The organism is Citrobacter sp. Cf088, assembly GCF_030334295.1.
Lineage (GTDB): Bacteria > Pseudomonadota > Gammaproteobacteria > Enterobacterales > Enterobacteriaceae > Citrobacter > Citrobacter freundii.
Window position 1 is genome coordinate 36,877 of the sequence record NZ_JAOWEE010000056.1, and the last position, 14,503, is coordinate 51,379.

General features: G+C 53.7%; 13 protein-coding genes and 3 pseudogenes. 7 read left to right on the forward strand and 9 right to left on the reverse strand.

What is annotated here, in order from left to right:
• Positions 1–65: IS1 family transposase (locus tag OGV71_RS21000; RefSeq protein WP_071603212.1), on the forward strand; the 65-nt coding region annotated here is incomplete at its 5' end.
• Positions 66–279: 214 nt separating this feature from the next.
• Positions 280–672: pseudogene (locus OGV71_RS21005) on the forward strand (IS3 family transposase); the annotation flags it as partial.
• 14 nt (positions 673–686) lie between these two features.
• Here OGV71_RS21005 and OGV71_RS21010 read toward each other — a convergent pair.
• The 3 genes and pseudogenes from OGV71_RS21010 to OGV71_RS21020 form a co-directional block, all read right to left on the reverse strand.
• Positions 687–1,166, reverse strand: a pseudogene (locus OGV71_RS21010) (IS3 family transposase); the annotation flags it as partial.
• Positions 1,167–1,299: 133 nt separating this feature from the next.
• Positions 1,300–2,399 (reverse strand): IS3 family transposase gene (locus OGV71_RS21015; RefSeq protein ID WP_088732386.1). Its coding sequence is split into 2 segments (ribosomal slippage): positions 1,300–2,138 and positions 2,138–2,399, totalling 1,101 coding nucleotides; the frame shifts between segments, so codons are not numbered across the junction.
• A 79-nt stretch (positions 2,400–2,478) separates the two neighbouring features.
• Positions 2,479–3,657, reverse strand: a pseudogene (locus OGV71_RS21020) (tyrosine-type recombinase/integrase); the annotation flags it as partial.
• 316 nt (positions 3,658–3,973) lie between these two features.
• Here OGV71_RS21020 and hdeB point away from each other — a divergent pair.
• Positions 3,974–4,225 carry an acid-activated periplasmic chaperone HdeB gene (gene hdeB / locus OGV71_RS21025; RefSeq protein ID WP_007372196.1) on the forward strand — a complete coding sequence of 84 codons (252 nt, stop codon included), beginning with the start codon at positions 3,974–3,976 and terminating at the stop codon, positions 4,223–4,225.
• 51 nt (positions 4,226–4,276) lie between these two features.
• Here the strand turns inward: hdeB and OGV71_RS21030 are convergent, their stop codons facing one another.
• From OGV71_RS21030 to OGV71_RS21050, 5 genes are read right to left on the reverse strand one after another with little or no spacing between them, the layout of a single operon-like run.
• Positions 4,277–5,080 (reverse strand): MIP/aquaporin family protein, encoded by an 804-nt coding sequence (locus OGV71_RS21030; RefSeq protein ID WP_286533967.1) that lies wholly within the window; start codon positions 5,078–5,080, stop codon positions 4,277–4,279.
• 53 nt (positions 5,081–5,133) lie between these two features.
• A complete protein-coding gene (locus tag OGV71_RS21035; RefSeq protein ID WP_286526384.1) occupies positions 5,134–6,945 on the reverse strand; it encodes a diol dehydratase reactivase subunit alpha in 1,812 nt (603 codons plus the stop codon).
• A 10-nt stretch (positions 6,946–6,955) separates the two neighbouring features.
• Positions 6,956–7,384 (reverse strand): diol dehydratase small subunit, encoded by a 429-nt coding sequence (locus OGV71_RS21040; protein ID WP_003024721.1) that lies wholly within the window; start codon positions 7,382–7,384, stop codon positions 6,956–6,958.
• Between the two features lie 2 nt (positions 7,385–7,386).
• Positions 7,387–7,971 carry a propanediol/glycerol family dehydratase medium subunit gene (locus OGV71_RS21045; RefSeq protein WP_003024724.1) on the reverse strand — a complete coding sequence of 195 codons (585 nt, stop codon included), beginning with the start codon at positions 7,969–7,971 and terminating at the stop codon, positions 7,387–7,389.
• Positions 7,972–7,982: 11 nt separating this feature from the next.
• The gene (locus OGV71_RS21050; RefSeq protein ID WP_048217121.1) at positions 7,983–9,650 is read right to left on the reverse strand and encodes a propanediol/glycerol family dehydratase large subunit; all 1,668 of its coding nucleotides are present in this window, start codon (positions 9,648–9,650) and stop codon (positions 7,983–7,985) included.
• Positions 9,651–10,042: 392 nt separating this feature from the next.
• On the opposite strand from OGV71_RS21050, the gene OGV71_RS21055 reads away from it, so the two are divergent.
• From OGV71_RS21055 to OGV71_RS21070, 4 genes are read left to right on the forward strand one after another with little or no spacing between them, the layout of a single operon-like run.
• Positions 10,043–10,471, forward strand: a complete 429-nt coding sequence (locus OGV71_RS21055) for a GlcG/HbpS family heme-binding protein (protein WP_003024730.1) — start codon at positions 10,043–10,045, stop codon at positions 10,469–10,471.
• Between the two features lie 22 nt (positions 10,472–10,493).
• Positions 10,494–11,657 (forward strand): 1,3-propanediol dehydrogenase, encoded by a 1,164-nt coding sequence (gene dhaT / locus OGV71_RS21060; RefSeq protein WP_148361444.1) that lies wholly within the window; start codon positions 10,494–10,496, stop codon positions 11,655–11,657.
• A gap of 16 nt (positions 11,658–11,673) precedes the next feature.
• The gene (locus OGV71_RS21065) at positions 11,674–12,027 is read left to right on the forward strand and encodes a glycerol dehydratase reactivase beta/small subunit family protein (RefSeq protein ID WP_032950260.1); all 354 of its coding nucleotides are present in this window, start codon (positions 11,674–11,676) and stop codon (positions 12,025–12,027) included.
• Entirely contained in the window at positions 12,028–12,558 is a 531-nt protein-coding gene (locus OGV71_RS21070) for a cob(I)yrinic acid a,c-diamide adenosyltransferase (protein WP_003841452.1), read from the forward strand. It abuts the gene before it with no gap.
• Here the strand turns inward: OGV71_RS21070 and dhaR are convergent.
• The gene (gene dhaR / locus OGV71_RS21075) at positions 12,536–14,461 is read right to left on the reverse strand and encodes a dihydroxyacetone kinase operon transcriptional regulator DhaR (protein WP_193863309.1); all 1,926 of its coding nucleotides are present in this window, start codon (positions 14,459–14,461) and stop codon (positions 12,536–12,538) included. The genes OGV71_RS21070 and dhaR overlap by 23 nt on opposite strands.
• Positions 14,462–14,503 lie beyond the last annotated feature (42 nt).

The window sequence follows — 14,503 nt, forward strand, 5'->3', positions numbered from 1 at the left end:
CAAAATCGGTGGAGCTGCATGACAAAGTCATCGGGCATTATCTGAACATAAAACACTATCAATAAGTTGGAGTCATTACCGACAGGGTTTATCTATTTATTTTATCAAGTTACACATTGTTTCTTTAAAAATTACCTGAATAGAATCTAAATAGATTATATGGACATCGACCCAATGCAAGTAGAGCTGCCCTTTCCCTTACAATGTAATTACATGATCTTACCCGCCAATAGTGGACACGCGACTAAGTGAGTAAACTCTCTACCAGAGGTCGATCACATGACAAAATCCGTATCAACCAGTAAGAAGCCACGTAAGCAACATACGCCTGAATTTAGCAACGAAGCCCTAAAGCTTGCGGAACGCATTGGCGTCGCTGCTGTCCGCCAAGCTCAGTCTTTATGAATTGCAGCTCTATACCTAGCGTAGTAAGCAACAGCAACAAATGACCTCTTCAGAACGTGAAAGTGAGGTGGCCGCAAAAAATGTCCGGTTAAAGCGACAGCTGGCGGAACAAGCTTAGGAACTGGCTATCCTCCAAAAGGCAGCGACATACTTCGCGAAGCGCCTTAAATGAAGTATGTCTTTATTGAAAAACATCAGGCTGAGTTCAGCATCAAAACTATGTGTCGCGTCCTCCGGGTGGCCCGCAGCGGCTGGTATGTCTGGTGTAGTGGATCACAAAATCAGGACACTGGAATAACCTGTTTCCATTTTTCCTCATGCAAACATGGGGGTAAACCGCCGTTGTTGGTGTGAGGTCGATATGCATTGTAGTAACCATTTATCCATTGGTTTATATCGCTCACTGCATGACTAAAATAACCATACCCCCCTTTCGGGATCCATTCGCTTTTAAGGCTGCGAAAGACCCTTTCCATAGGGGAATTATCCAGGCAGTTCCCTCTGCGGCTCATGCTTTGTATTACGCCATAGTGCCAGAGCAACTTTCTGTATTTGTTGCTTTTATATTGAACGCCTTGATCTGAATGGAACAGTAGACACCCATTATGTGATCGTGTTTCCAGCGCATTACGCAAGGCTCTACATACCAGAGCTGCATCAGCGGTTAATGAAAGTGCTGAACCGATAATTCGGCGTGAATATAAATCAACGACAAGCGCCAGATAGCACCATTTTCCCTGCAGGCGAATAAAACTGATATTGTAAGTATCCCTGTTTTAGTTCCAGACACTTTTTGAGGTTTCCGGTTTTTTGACCTCCTCCCAATATCCGTACCAGGCTAAACTAGAGATCCGGACCTTTTTGACCTCCTCCCAATATCCGTACCAGGCTAAACTAGAGATCCGGACCTTTTTGATGACTTCGGGCAAATTCTGCCGGAGTCAGATTATTTAACGAAGAATGTGGGCGAAAGTGATTATATTCCTGCCGCCAGCATTCAATTTTCTCTTGAGCATCTTCCAAAGAAAGGAACCAGTGTACGTTCAGACATTCATCCCTCAGGCTGCCATTAAATGACTCTATAAAGGCATTATCCGTAGGCTTTCCGGGCCGTGAGAAGTCCATCGTCACCTGATTTTCATAGGCCCAACGGTCCATCGATTTAGAGATAAACTCGCTGCCGTTGTCTGTCTGCAGCCTTTGCGGAACACGCCCCCACGACAGCTTCAACCGCTCCAGAACAGCCACAACATTCTCGCCCCGTAACCCCTGACCGACTTCGATCGCCAGACATTCCCGACTAAAATTATCGACTATAGTTAGCGCCCTGATCCGACGCCCGTTGAACAGGTTATCAGCAACGAAATCCATGCTCCAGCACTGATCTGCAACAAGCACCTGAGGCCGTCCTTTCCGGTGTCTGGCGGTCACATGCCGGCGTGGGCGTTTCGAACGCAGGTTGAGCCCCTCAAGGCAGTAAATACGGTGTGTTTTCTTATGGTTAACCAGCCAGCCCTCACGGCGCAAAAGAATATGAATGCGCTGGCAGCCATAACGGATACGCGTTTCTGCAATTTCCCGTATCCGTTGGGTAATAGCCCTGTCGTCACGATGACTACAGTAATGATAAACCGTGCGACTCTGCATTATCAGACGGCATCCTCTGCGTACACCGATACGGTAGGCCGCCAGCAGATATTCAACTGCTTCCCGCTTCTGCGGCGGCCTCAGAACTTTTTTCGAATGACATCCTGCAGCATCTCCTTGTCCAGACTCAGATCGGCGACGAGACGTTTGAGGCGCTGATTCTCTTCCTCAAGCTGGCGAAGACGGCGTAATTCCGTGACGCCCATGCCGCCAAATTTCTTCTTCCAATTGTAAAATGTCGCCTCAGAAATCCCCATCTTTCTGCAGACTTCCTCGACACGAGTGCCGGTTTCAGCCTGTTTGAGTGCAAAAGCAATTTGTTCCTCGGTATAACGCGTCTTTTTCATAACGAATGACCTCTTTTTGGACGGAAAAGAAGGGCCAAAACTCTACTTTACAACGGTACTGAAAGAAGGGAAGAGATCAATTCAAAGCGTGATTCTGGATACGGTCGCGGATCTCTTTGCTAATCCCAGCCTCCCCCATTAGCGTTTTACAAGTGCGACGTAAATCTCGCGCCGTGAAAACTTTAAACTCGAGATTAAAGGCCCGAAAATACATGATGGAACGCGCCAGACTATCGGTACGCACCGGGCGCTCATTGTTGGTCGATAGAGGAAAAATATAGGGACTGCTGCTTTCCTTCGTCAGCTCTTTCACTGAGTCTAATTCTAGTAGTGCCGATTCAGTCAACGGGATCAGGTGTTCACGCTTGTTTTTCGACACATCAGCTATGACCAGTAACGTCTTTTGCTGCCAGTCAATTGCACTCCACTGGCTGGCAATCATTTCAAATGGTCGCTGCCCGCCAGCATAAACACAGAAGCGGATTAGGTGCTGCATCAGCGGCCCAACGTTAGTTGCCTGAGCGAACTGCTCCATGACAAAACGTAGCTCTTCCAGCGTTAACCATGTATCACCCACTTTCTCCGCCGAGGACTGCTTCGGTATGGCCGATACCGGATTAACTTCAAGCCCGAATGTAATACCCACGCTGGTATTCATCGGATCGTTATCGGCTTTAAGCCCGTAGTTAAATGCCGCCATCAAGTAGGAACGAATGCGGTTTGCATGGACAACGGCATCACGTTGGATAATGCCTGAGAGGATGGTTTTGATCTGCAAAGGTGTTACATCCTTCGCTTTGGTCTCACGAGGAATAACCGTATAGCACTCTTTTTCAAGACGTTTCAGGACGTCAGCCCAAGTCCGCTTATTGTCGAGCTTCATCTTATTAACGTAGCCATGCACCAGTTCTTCAAACGATCCCTGAGAACGATGGATCTGCATAATGTGCTGCGCGGCCAGACGCTGTTGCTCAAGCTCTTGCTGGGGCTCTTTTCCTTCAACAAGCCAAGCTCCGTATTTTTTCGCCAGCTCATTGGCCGTCACCAGTTTCATCTCAGGCCAGATGCCCAATTGAATGAACTTTTCTTTCTTGCCTTTCTCAACGTAGTAACGGAAATAAAAAATCTTGCTACCTGAAGGCTGAACTTTGACACCAAGCCTGCCGGTACCACGTTGAGCGCTATTGCTCCATTCGTAGTACGACATACTTTTTGTCTTTAATCCACGGATAGCTGTCTCGGTAAGATTAGCGGCCATGAGGTTACCTTTCTGAAAATAATCGTTACCTGACCCAGTGCCCATTTTGGGTCAGGTAATGGGTCAGGTAACGATAGTACAATGGGGAGATGAGAGAACCAATCAGAAACGAAAATAATTTCATAACCAATTGATTATAGACAATTAAAAACACAAACAGAGTCAATGGCGAACAATTAAAAACAAGCTAATTTTATGACTCATAATGAACCCTGTTCCATGGCTCCAGATGACAAACATGATCTCATATCAGGGACTTGTTCGCACCTTCCCTAAAGCACTCGTATTGACCGTGGCGGCTACCACATTCTGTCTGATGACCAGCCCGGCGTTCGCGGTTGAGGAAACCACGCCGCAGAATATGACCTGTCAGGAATTTATGGATATGAACCCAAAAAGCATGACCCCGGTGGCCTTCTGGGTAGTGAATCGCAACACCGACTTTAGCGGCGGCGACTATGTTGACTGGCATGAAGTCGAGACCGTTTCGGTACCGAAAATGCTGCAGGAGTGCCACAAGAACCCCGCCGCTAAACTTGGCGATCTCAGCGCGGTCATCAAAAAATAACCCCCCCGGCATCAGGCCGGGGAAACCCGCCGCGCTGCGGCGGGTCCCGCTTTACTCATCGATACCGCATTCGCACGGCAGAAAGCGGCCGATAAGCTTGCGATACAAAAACGCCCCGATAATCGCCCCCACCACCGGCGCCAGCAGCGGCACCAGAAAGTAAGGGATCGCCAGCCCACCGGTAAAGGCGATCGAGCCCCACCCGGCCAGACTGGTAAACAGTTTTGGGCCGAAGTCGCGCGCCGGATTCAGCGCAAAGCCGGTTAGCGGCCCCATCGACGCGCCGATCACGGCGATCAGCAAGCCAATCAGCAACGGCGCCAGCGGCCCGCGCGGAATTCCGTTGCCGTCGTCGGTCAGGGCCATGATCATCGCCATCAGGATTGCCGTGATGGTGGTCTCAACGGCAAACGCTTGTATAAAAGTGATATGTGGATGCGGGTACGTGGAAAAGACCCCGGCCAGGTTAAGGCTGGCGGCAGTGCCGCGCACGATATGCTGACTCTGTTCAAGATCGAGAAACAGCTGGCGATAGAGCCCATACACCAGCGCGGCGGCGCAGAAGGCCCCGGCCGTCTGGGCAACAATAAACGGCAGCACCTTGCGGCGTTCAAAACAGGCGAACAGCCACAGGGCAATGGTCACCGCCGGATTAAGGTGCGCGCCGGAGACACCGGCCGTCAGGTAGATGGCCATGGCGACGCCAAGGCCCCAGATAATACTGATCTCCCACTGACCAAAGCTGGCCCCGGCGATCCGCAGCGCAGCGACGCAGCCCGCGCCGAAGAAAATGAGCAATCCGGTGCCAAGAAACTCGGCCACGCACTGCCCGGTTAAGGTAGAAGTCTGGTTCATTATCGGCATCCTGAAATAGCACGTTAAAGAGAGAGGCTGGCGCGAGCGCCCGTTTAATTCGCCTGACCGGCCAGTAGCAGCCCGGTGGCGACCGCATTGCGCGGCCCTTCTGTTCCCCGAATATTGCCCTGCCCGGCGACTACGCCATAGTGCGACAAGGCTTCCGTGATAAGCTGCGGGATCTCAAAGTCCAGCGATGAGCCGCCCACCAGCACCACAAAGGCGATATCGCGAATGGAACCGCCGGGTGAGACCTGGCGCAGCGCGCGCAGGCAGTTGGTGACAAACACTTTCTCTTTCGCCTGCCGGCGCACGAGACGAATTTTTTCCAGCGGGCTGGCGTTATCGATCGGCACCAGTTCGCCCTCCTTGATGTACACCACTTTGGCGAACACCGCCGGGCTGAGGGCTTCCCGAAAGAACTCCACCGCGCCATTCTCGTGACGAATACTGAACAGGCTTTCCACTTTGGCCAGCGGGTATTTTTTTATCGCTTCCGCCAGCGAAAGATCCTCGAGGCCCAGCTCGGTTTTAATCAACAGGCTGACCATATTCCCCGCCCCGGCGAGATGGACCGCCGTTATCTGCCCCTCCGCGTTGACGATCGCCGCATCCGTCGAGCCGGCGCCGAGATCGAGGATCGCCAGCGGCGCCGCACAGCCGGGAGTGGTTAACGCCCCGGCGATGGCCATGTTGGCCTCCACGCCGCCCACCACCACCTCGGTCTGCAGTCGGGCGCTCAGTTCGCGGGCGATAACCTGCATTTGCAGACGGTCCGCTTTCACCATCGCCGCCATCCCGACGGCATTTTCCATGGCGCACTCGCCGGCCATCCCGCCCTGCACCTTGCGCGGAATAAACGTATCCACCGCCAGCAGATCCTGGATGTATATCGCGCTCATCTCATGGCCGGTCAGGGACGCCATTACCTTTCGCACCCGCTCCAGCATGCCGCCTGCGTGCGTGCCTGCTTCACCACGAATATCACACACGGGCGCGCAGGCGCTCATCGCCTGCATAATGGCCTGCGCGCCTTGCGCTACGTCGGCTTCACCGCCACGCTTTTCACCACGGATAAAGATCTTACCCGCCGGGATCACTCTTGATTGCACATCGCCCTGCGGGGTTTTCAGCACCACGGCGGAACGGTTGCCAATCAGCGCTCTGGCGATGGGGACGATAGTTTGCGTTTCCTCGGGCGTCAGGGCAAAGAAGGTCGCAATGCCGTAAGGGTTCGACAGCACCCGCACCACCTGTCCTGGGGCCGCCACTTCCACCGCCGCCAGAACACCTTCCGGTACCTTCTCCAGCAGAGTGACTTCATCAACCACCGGCATTGGCCGATGCAGGCGATTATTCACCAGCACGCCATCATCTTTTTTCAGGATGGCCGCCACCACATTGACGCCGCGATCCAGCGCTTCATTGATAAACCAAACCGCCTCAAGGAAATCCATCTCCTCACCTACCAACGGGATCCAGCCCTGGGCAAATCGATCCTCGCTCAACGCCGCCAACTTCTCCACGGCGATGGTGGTTCCCATGCCCACGCCAACGCCACCGGGCGTTTGCGGGTTATGACCAATCATCGTCGATTCGGTAATGATGGTTTCAGTGATGGTTTCCATCGCCACATCGCCAATCACCGGTGCGGCCTCGTTGATGCAAATTTTTGCTACGTCCTGCAGCGACCACGGCGTGTTATTCAGCGCCTGCTGCAGGGACGCGACTACCCCGGCGATATTATCCCGCGTGCCTTTCATACCGGTCGTGGCGACAATCCCGCTGCCGATAAACCGGCCATCCTGCGCCAACGCCACTTCGGTGGTGGCGTTGCCGATATCGATCCCTGCAATTAACGGCATGCTGCCTCCGTCACTGGCTGCCTTTACGCAGCTTATTTCTCTGCTGATATACCTCTGCCGATTCGCGGACAAACCCGGCGTTCACCGTGGCATGCCATGTGTGTTCCAGTTCATCGGCAATGGCCTGCAACTCGGCGAAAGAAGAACGAAACGGTCGCAGCGCGTTGTAGATCTCCAGAATGCGGGCATCCGGAATCGCAATCAGTTCTGCCGCACGACGAAAATTGCGCGCCACGGCATGACGCTGCATCTGCTCGGCAATCTGCGCCTGGTACTCCAGCGTTTGCTGAGAAATACGCACATCCTGCGGTCCTACGCGGCCCGCCAGCACATTCTCAAGAGTAATGTCGGTTAGCGGCTTGCCGGTAGGCGTCTGGATTTTCTCCGGGCAGCGGGTCGCTAATGGGTAATCCTGCGCAGTCATGATGTTGTCGTTCATGGTCATTCCCTTACCAGTGCAATATGCAACGTGACAGGCGCAGCATCCTGCACCACGTGTTTGGTTTCTTTGATATGAAACAGCGCGGCCTTGGCCATAAATTTAGGGCGCACCATCTGGTCATTGACCACTGGCACCGGCGAAGGCGACTCTTTGCGTGCATATCGCGCGGCGTTTTTACCAATCTGACGATAGGTTTCCAGCGTCAGCAGCGGAGCCTGAGAGAACAGCTCGAGGTTGCTTAACGGCAGCAGATCGCGCTGATGAATCACCGTGGTTCCTTTCGACTGGATGCCAATCCCGATGCCTGAGCCGCTGAGGTTTGCCGCATCCCATGCCATAAAAGAAACATCCGAGGTGCGCAGGATCCTCACTACCCGCGCATGTAATCCCTCTTCTTCGATGCCAGCAACCAGCTCTTTCAGAATCGCGTTGTGAGGCATATCAATCAGGGTTTTATGCTGGTGCTTGCCAAAGGCCGGGCCGACGCCAATCACCACTTCATCCACGCGTTCATCCGCGTTAGCCGCCTCGCCTTCGCTCACTTGTAAGGTGAAAACCGGCTTACGTTCAGTTGTGCATTCCACAGTGTTCCGCCTTATTCGATCGAGCCGGGCTGAACCACGCCCGCAATATTTTTAATTTCCGCCCAGCGTTCGGCACTGATGCGATAGCCGGTACCAGGTCCCTGATAATCATTGATGTCGTTGACGGCGCTGACGACGTCGAACTGGCGATCCAGAATGGCCGACGTTTGCAGGTAATCACCAGTAACACGCTGTCTCAGCATATTGAGGATATTGCTGGCGATATCTTCAAAACCGCTGCAACTCAACGCGCCGACGATATCCAGCCCGGTGATATTACGCTTCATCATCTCTTCCACGGCCGCCAGATCCTCCACTACATTGCGCGCAGGCATATCTTTGCTGCCGTGAGCATAAGTAGCGGCTTCCACTTCTTCATCGCTAATCAGCGGCAGGCCCAGTTCGCGGAACACCGCCTGAATGGCGCGTGCAGCCTTATTGCGTATAGCGATGGTTTCTTCTTCAGTCACCGGACGCAGACCGCCGTCAACCATCAGATCGCGTTGCAGGATGTTGTAATCATCGAAGTCTTCAGCGTCGAAGTTCGACCCGGCAAACATGTTGTCGTAGTTGGGTACCGCGCTGTAACCAGAGAAAATAAAGTCGGTACCCGGCAGCATCTGCATCAGGGTGCGGGCAGTACGGCGAATATCGGAGTGAGAAAAGGTCTGGTCATTGGCGGAGGCCACTTCAAGGTCGAGCATTGAGGCAATCAGGTTTTCCGCCAGCACCGCGCGGATCCCCGAAGGCACGGCGCCGGTCATGCCGATGCAGCTGACCGCACCGTTTTGCAGCCCCTGTACGCCCGCGCCTTTAGTGATAAAAATGCAGCGCGACTCCAGATATAGCATCGATTTACTTTCGGAATAGCCCATCAGCGCTTCCGAGCCAGTGCCGGAGGTGTAGCGCATCTTCAGGCCACGCGATGCATAAGCCGAGGCGAGAAACGCTTTGGACCACGGAGTGTCATCACCGTCGGTAAACACCGATTCTGTGCCATACACCGACACAGTTTCGGCATAACTGGTTAGCCCACGCATGCCCAGCTCCAGCTCCGTGGCCTCTTCAACAGAACATTGCGTCAGCACACCAGGACGACCGCACTGGGAACCCACCAGCAGCGCCAGGGCGTTAAACGGCGCGTAGCGGGCGATGCCAACCGTCGTTTCCTGCTCGGAAAAGCCACGGATCCCCGCTTCAGCAGCGTCGGCGGCAATCTGTACCGGGTTATCTTTCAGGTTGGTCACGTGGCACTGGTTGGAGGGCGTGCGTCTGGCACGCATTTTTTGCAGCGCCATCATCATCTCCACCACGTTCATTTGCGCCATCACTTCCACCGCTTTCGCCGGGGTGATGGCAGTGGTAATGGCAATAATATCTTCCCGACTGACGTGGATATCCACCAGCATTCTGGCGATCTCCAGCGCGTCGAGCTGCATGGCGTGCTCGGCCTCAGCCACGTTAATGGCGTAGTCGGCAATGAAACGGTCGATCATGTCGAACTCGGCGCGGCTCTTACCGTCCAGCTCAACAATACGACCATTTTCCACCTTCACCGACGACGCTGGATCGTAGGGGCTTTCCATGGCGATCAGCCCCTCTTCAGGCCATTCGCCAATCAGCCCATCCTGATTTACAGGCCGCTTCGCAAGTACTTCGAATCGTTTTGATCTTCTCATGATTTATTGACTCAAAAGATAAAAAATAGGGACGCCGGGCCGCATTGCCGGGGACACAACACCCGTCATTCGCCTTTCATCAGCAATGGTCGAACTCTAAATGAGCAGAACAATAAAAAAATAAAATTAATTTCGTTCCAATTTGGTACCTAATAAAAACGCATCGTTTCATATTGAAACGCAATTCAGGAATATCCATCGTGAATTGTGACGAGGTTAAATGATCATTATCAATAAACGCAAAACCGGGAAGGTGAATTTAATATCTTTGAAATTTTCGCCCTATTGACTTAATAACGTGCGGCGAGAAAATAAGGTAAAGCCAATGATAAAAATAGCTGTTGCGCGATATGTTTCGTGACCTCAGCCCTACAACATTTTCAGGAGAAACTGTGAATAAGAGCCAACAAATTGCCACCATTACGCTGGCGGCTGCAAAAAAAATGGCGCAGGCCGTTGAGGCTAAAGCGCTTGAGATCAGCGTTCCGGTGGTCTTTTCCGTGGTGGATCGCGGTGGGAATACGCTGCTAATGCAACGCATGGACGATGCGTTTGTCACCAGCTGTGATATCTCTCTTAATAAAGCGTATACCGCCTGCTGCCTGCGCCAGGGTACCCATGAAATTACCGATGCGGTACAACCTGGTGCTTCGCTATATGGTTTGCAGCTTACCAACCAACAGCGCATTGTTATTTTCGGCGGCGGTTTACCTGTCATATTAAACGGTAAATTAATTGGTGCCGTTGGCGTTAGCGGCGGCACCGTGGAACAAGACAGATTATTAGCAGAAACCGCACTGAATTGTTTCTCTGAATTATAATTTAAATCTAAGAAGGTATATTATGAGCTATCGTATGTTTGATTACCTGGTGCCAAATGTGAACTTCTTTGGCCCCAATGCTATTTCCGTTGTCGGCGAACGCTGCAAACTGTTAGGCGGTAAAAAAGCGCTGCTGGTTACTGATAAAGGTCTGCGGGCCATTAAAGACGGCGCGGTAGATAAAACCCTCGCCCATTTACGTGAAGCGGGCATTGACGTGGTGGTTTTTGATAGCGTTGAACCTAACCCCAAAGACACCAACGTGCGTGACGGTCTGGAAGTCTTTCGCAAAGAGCATTGCGATATCATCGTTACCGTCGGTGGCGGTAGCCCGCATGACTGCGGTAAAGGCATCGGTATCGCAGCAACTCACGAAGGCGATCTCTACAGCTATGCCGGGATTGAAACCCTGACCAACCCGCTGCCGCCGATCGTTGCGGTGAATACCACTGCCGGTACCGCCAGCGAAGTCACCCGCCACTGCGTGCTGACCAATACCAAGACCAAAGTGAAGTTTGTGATTGTCAGTTGGCGTAACCTGCCGTCGGTCTCCATTAACGATCCGCTGCTGATGCTTGGCAAACCCGCCCCGCTGACCGCCGCGACGGGTATGGACGCCCTGACCCACGCCGTGGAAGCCTATATTTCCAAAGATGCCAACCCGGTCACCGACGCTGCCGCTATTCAGGCTATTCGCCTGATCGCACGCAACTTGCGTCAGGCCGTAGCGCTGGGCAGCAACCTGAAAGCTCGCGAGAACATGGCCTACGCCTCCCTGCTGGCAGGTATGGCTTTCAACAACGCCAACCTCGGCTACGTTCACGCGATGGCGCATCAGCTTGGCGGTCTGTACGACATGCCGCACGGCGTGGCGAATGCCGTACTGCTGCCGCACGTGGCGCGCTATAACCTGATCGCTAACCCGGAAAAATTTGCCGACATTGCAGAGTTTATGGGCGAAAACACTGACGGACTTTCCACCATGGATGCCGCCGAACTGGCTATTCACGCCATTGCCCGTCTCTCTGCTGACATCGGCATTCCGCAGCATCTGCGCGATCTGGGTGTCAAAGAAGCCGATTTCCCGTACATGGCGGAAATGGCGCTGAAGGACGGCAACGCCTTCTCTAACCCGCGCAAAGGGAACGAGAAAGAAATTGCCGAGATCTTCCGTCAGGCATTCTGATAGTACAGGGGGCGCAATGTCACTTTCATCACCGGGCGTACATCTGTTTTATCACTCACGCTGGCAGGATACTCGCGTGCTTGATGAGCTGTGCTGGGGACTGGAAGAGCAAGGCGTCCCTTGCCGGGCAATCTGTTGCGACGAGCATGACTGCGCACTGGCATTGAGCAAACTTGCGGCCAAAAGCTCAACGCTACGTGTCGGTCTGGGTCTTAACGCCACGGGTGATATTGCGTTAACCCACGCCCAGTTGCCCGAGGATCGGGCGCTGATCCGTGGTCATATCCGCGCCGGTGCAGCCCGGCTCCGCGTCCTCGGTGCTAATGCTGGTCAACTGGTCAAAGTGCTTCCCTTCAGCGAGATAAAATAAATGTACCGCATCTACACCCGAACCGGCGATAAAGGCACGACCGCACTGTTTGGCGGCAGCCGTATCGACAAAGACGACATCCGCGTTGAGGCCTATGGCACGGTGGATGAACTGATTTCCCAACTTGGCGTCTGCTATGCCAGCACGCGTCAGGCCGGGCTACGCCAGGATCTGCACGCCATACAGAAAATGCTGTTTGTTCTGGGTGCGGAACTCGCCAGCGATGAGAAAGGACTCGCTCGCTTACAACAGCGTATTGGTGAAGAGGATACTCAGGCGCTGGAGCAGCTTATTGACCGTAATATGGCGCAAAGCGGCCCGCTCAAAGAGTTTGTTATTCCGGGGAAAAATCTCGCATCGGCACAGCTACACGTTGCGCGAACCCTGACGCGCCGACTGGAGCGGGTCCTCATCGCGATGAGCAGATCGCTAACGTTACGCGATGAACCCAGGCGTTATATCAACCGACTGTCAGACGCGCTGTTCTCGATGGCGAGAATTGAAGAAACTAGTCCAGATGCTTGCGCTTAAACTGGCTGGCATCAATGTCGTACTGCTTCATCTTGCGCCACAAGGTAGTGCGACCGATATTCAACAGTTGCGACATCTCCTGCACGCGCCCGCTGGTGACGCGGGCAGCATGGATAATCGCCTCTTTTTCGATAGCGGTAAACGTCAGACTAGCAGGCAGCAGTGAAGACGCCGTCTCCAGACCTGGACGTTCGGCAAACAAATAATCCGGTAGATTGCTCAGCCGAATATGGCCGTTATCACTGCTGATGGCGATGTTTTCGATAATGCTGTTCAGCTCAAAGTCATTGCCCGGCCACGAATAGGCCACCAGTTGCGCCAGCGCGTCGTCGTCGATCTTCAAACTGTATGAAAAGCGTTTTTTCAGGCTATTCAGCCGCGTATAAATCAGCGAGGGAATACTACTGCGCCGCGCCCGCAGCGGTGGGATCACTATCTCAAAAGAGTGCAGCGCATAATACAGCTGACGGCTAAAGCGGTTTTGCTCCACCAGATTGGCGAGATCAACCGTGGTGGTGGCGATCACTTTGACATCCACCGGAATCAGCCGACGGGCATCCAGGCGGGTTAACACCCCCTGTTTGATCACCTGTAACAGCGCGGATTGCAGCTCCGGTGCCAGATATTCAATTTTTTCCAGAAACAGCGTGCCGCCGTTCGCCAGTTCAAGACGGCTCAACCGGCCATTTTCATCGTCGGTGGGCGCACTGCCCATAAAATCCTGCCCCAGTACGCTGTTGGCATACAACTGACAGTTCACGGCGATATACGGCCCGCTGGCGCGCTCGCTTTCATTGTGAATGGCCTGACTCAGCAGTTCTTTACCAACACCCTCTTCCCCACACAGCAGGATCGGGAAACTCCCCCTCGCTGCCTGGCGTCCAAAATGGATCAAGCGGCGGGTTTCCGGATCGTCAGTCGACATCTGCTCAAAGGTGTGGCTCACCTTGCCGAGCTGGCTGGTCATCAGTTGGCGCATTTGTTCCACTGGATGCAGCAGCAGAATAAAGCTGTTGCCCTGCTCCTCAACAATCGGCTTCAGGGTAATGACGGCATCAACAAACTGATGCTGGCTTTCAAAGGTAACTTCGACGTGATTCAGACCGCGGGCATGTTTGATCGCCCGGCGCAGCAGCATGGGGAGATTGAGCAGATCGTGAATGTTTTTCCCCTGACTGGCCTGCGCATCGAGATGCAAAAGCAGCGCCGCTCGCGCATTGATGAACTGCAATACGCCCTGTTCGTTCCAGGCCATCACACCATCATCCATACTCTCCAGCAGCCCGTACATCTGGTTCAGATGGCGGTTGGATTCAGCCAGCAGGCTGTCGGTCAGCAAAGAGTTGCCGACTTCTCTGGCAATCGCCAGCGTCAGGGATAAATCAGAAACGCACTCATGCTCCACCAGACAACATAGCGAGATGGAGCCGAACAGTCGACCATGGTTATCGAAGACCGGCGTCGAGCAGAACGACCACGGATGCAGCGCCTGTTTAAAATGCTGCTCGCCAGAGGTTTTTGTCGGCTGGCCCGGCATCGTCGCCAGCGACAGGGCACAACTGCCAATGATGCTTTCTGCACAGTAGCTGCCGTCACGAAACCCAAGCTCCGCCAGCTGTTCTACCGTCTGCGGATCGCCGCAACGGCTGAGAATACAGGCTGATTCATCCAGAATCAGCAGCGCGCACGGGCGGCCGTCCATAAACTCCCAGGCATCTTCCAGCGCAGCCTGAGCAATCGTCAGCAACGCCGTCTTGCGACGACAAATCGACTCAAAGGTCAGTCCCTGCGCCTGATGCGGCGCCTGCCAGGTTTCCCGCTGCATAAACTTGCTGCAACGATGCCATGACTGGGCAATGACTGAAGAGACTTCCTTCCCGATGCTATGCGTGTGCGCCGTCATATCCCTTTCCGCTGTTTAACCATAGACAACCCCTCCGGCAGA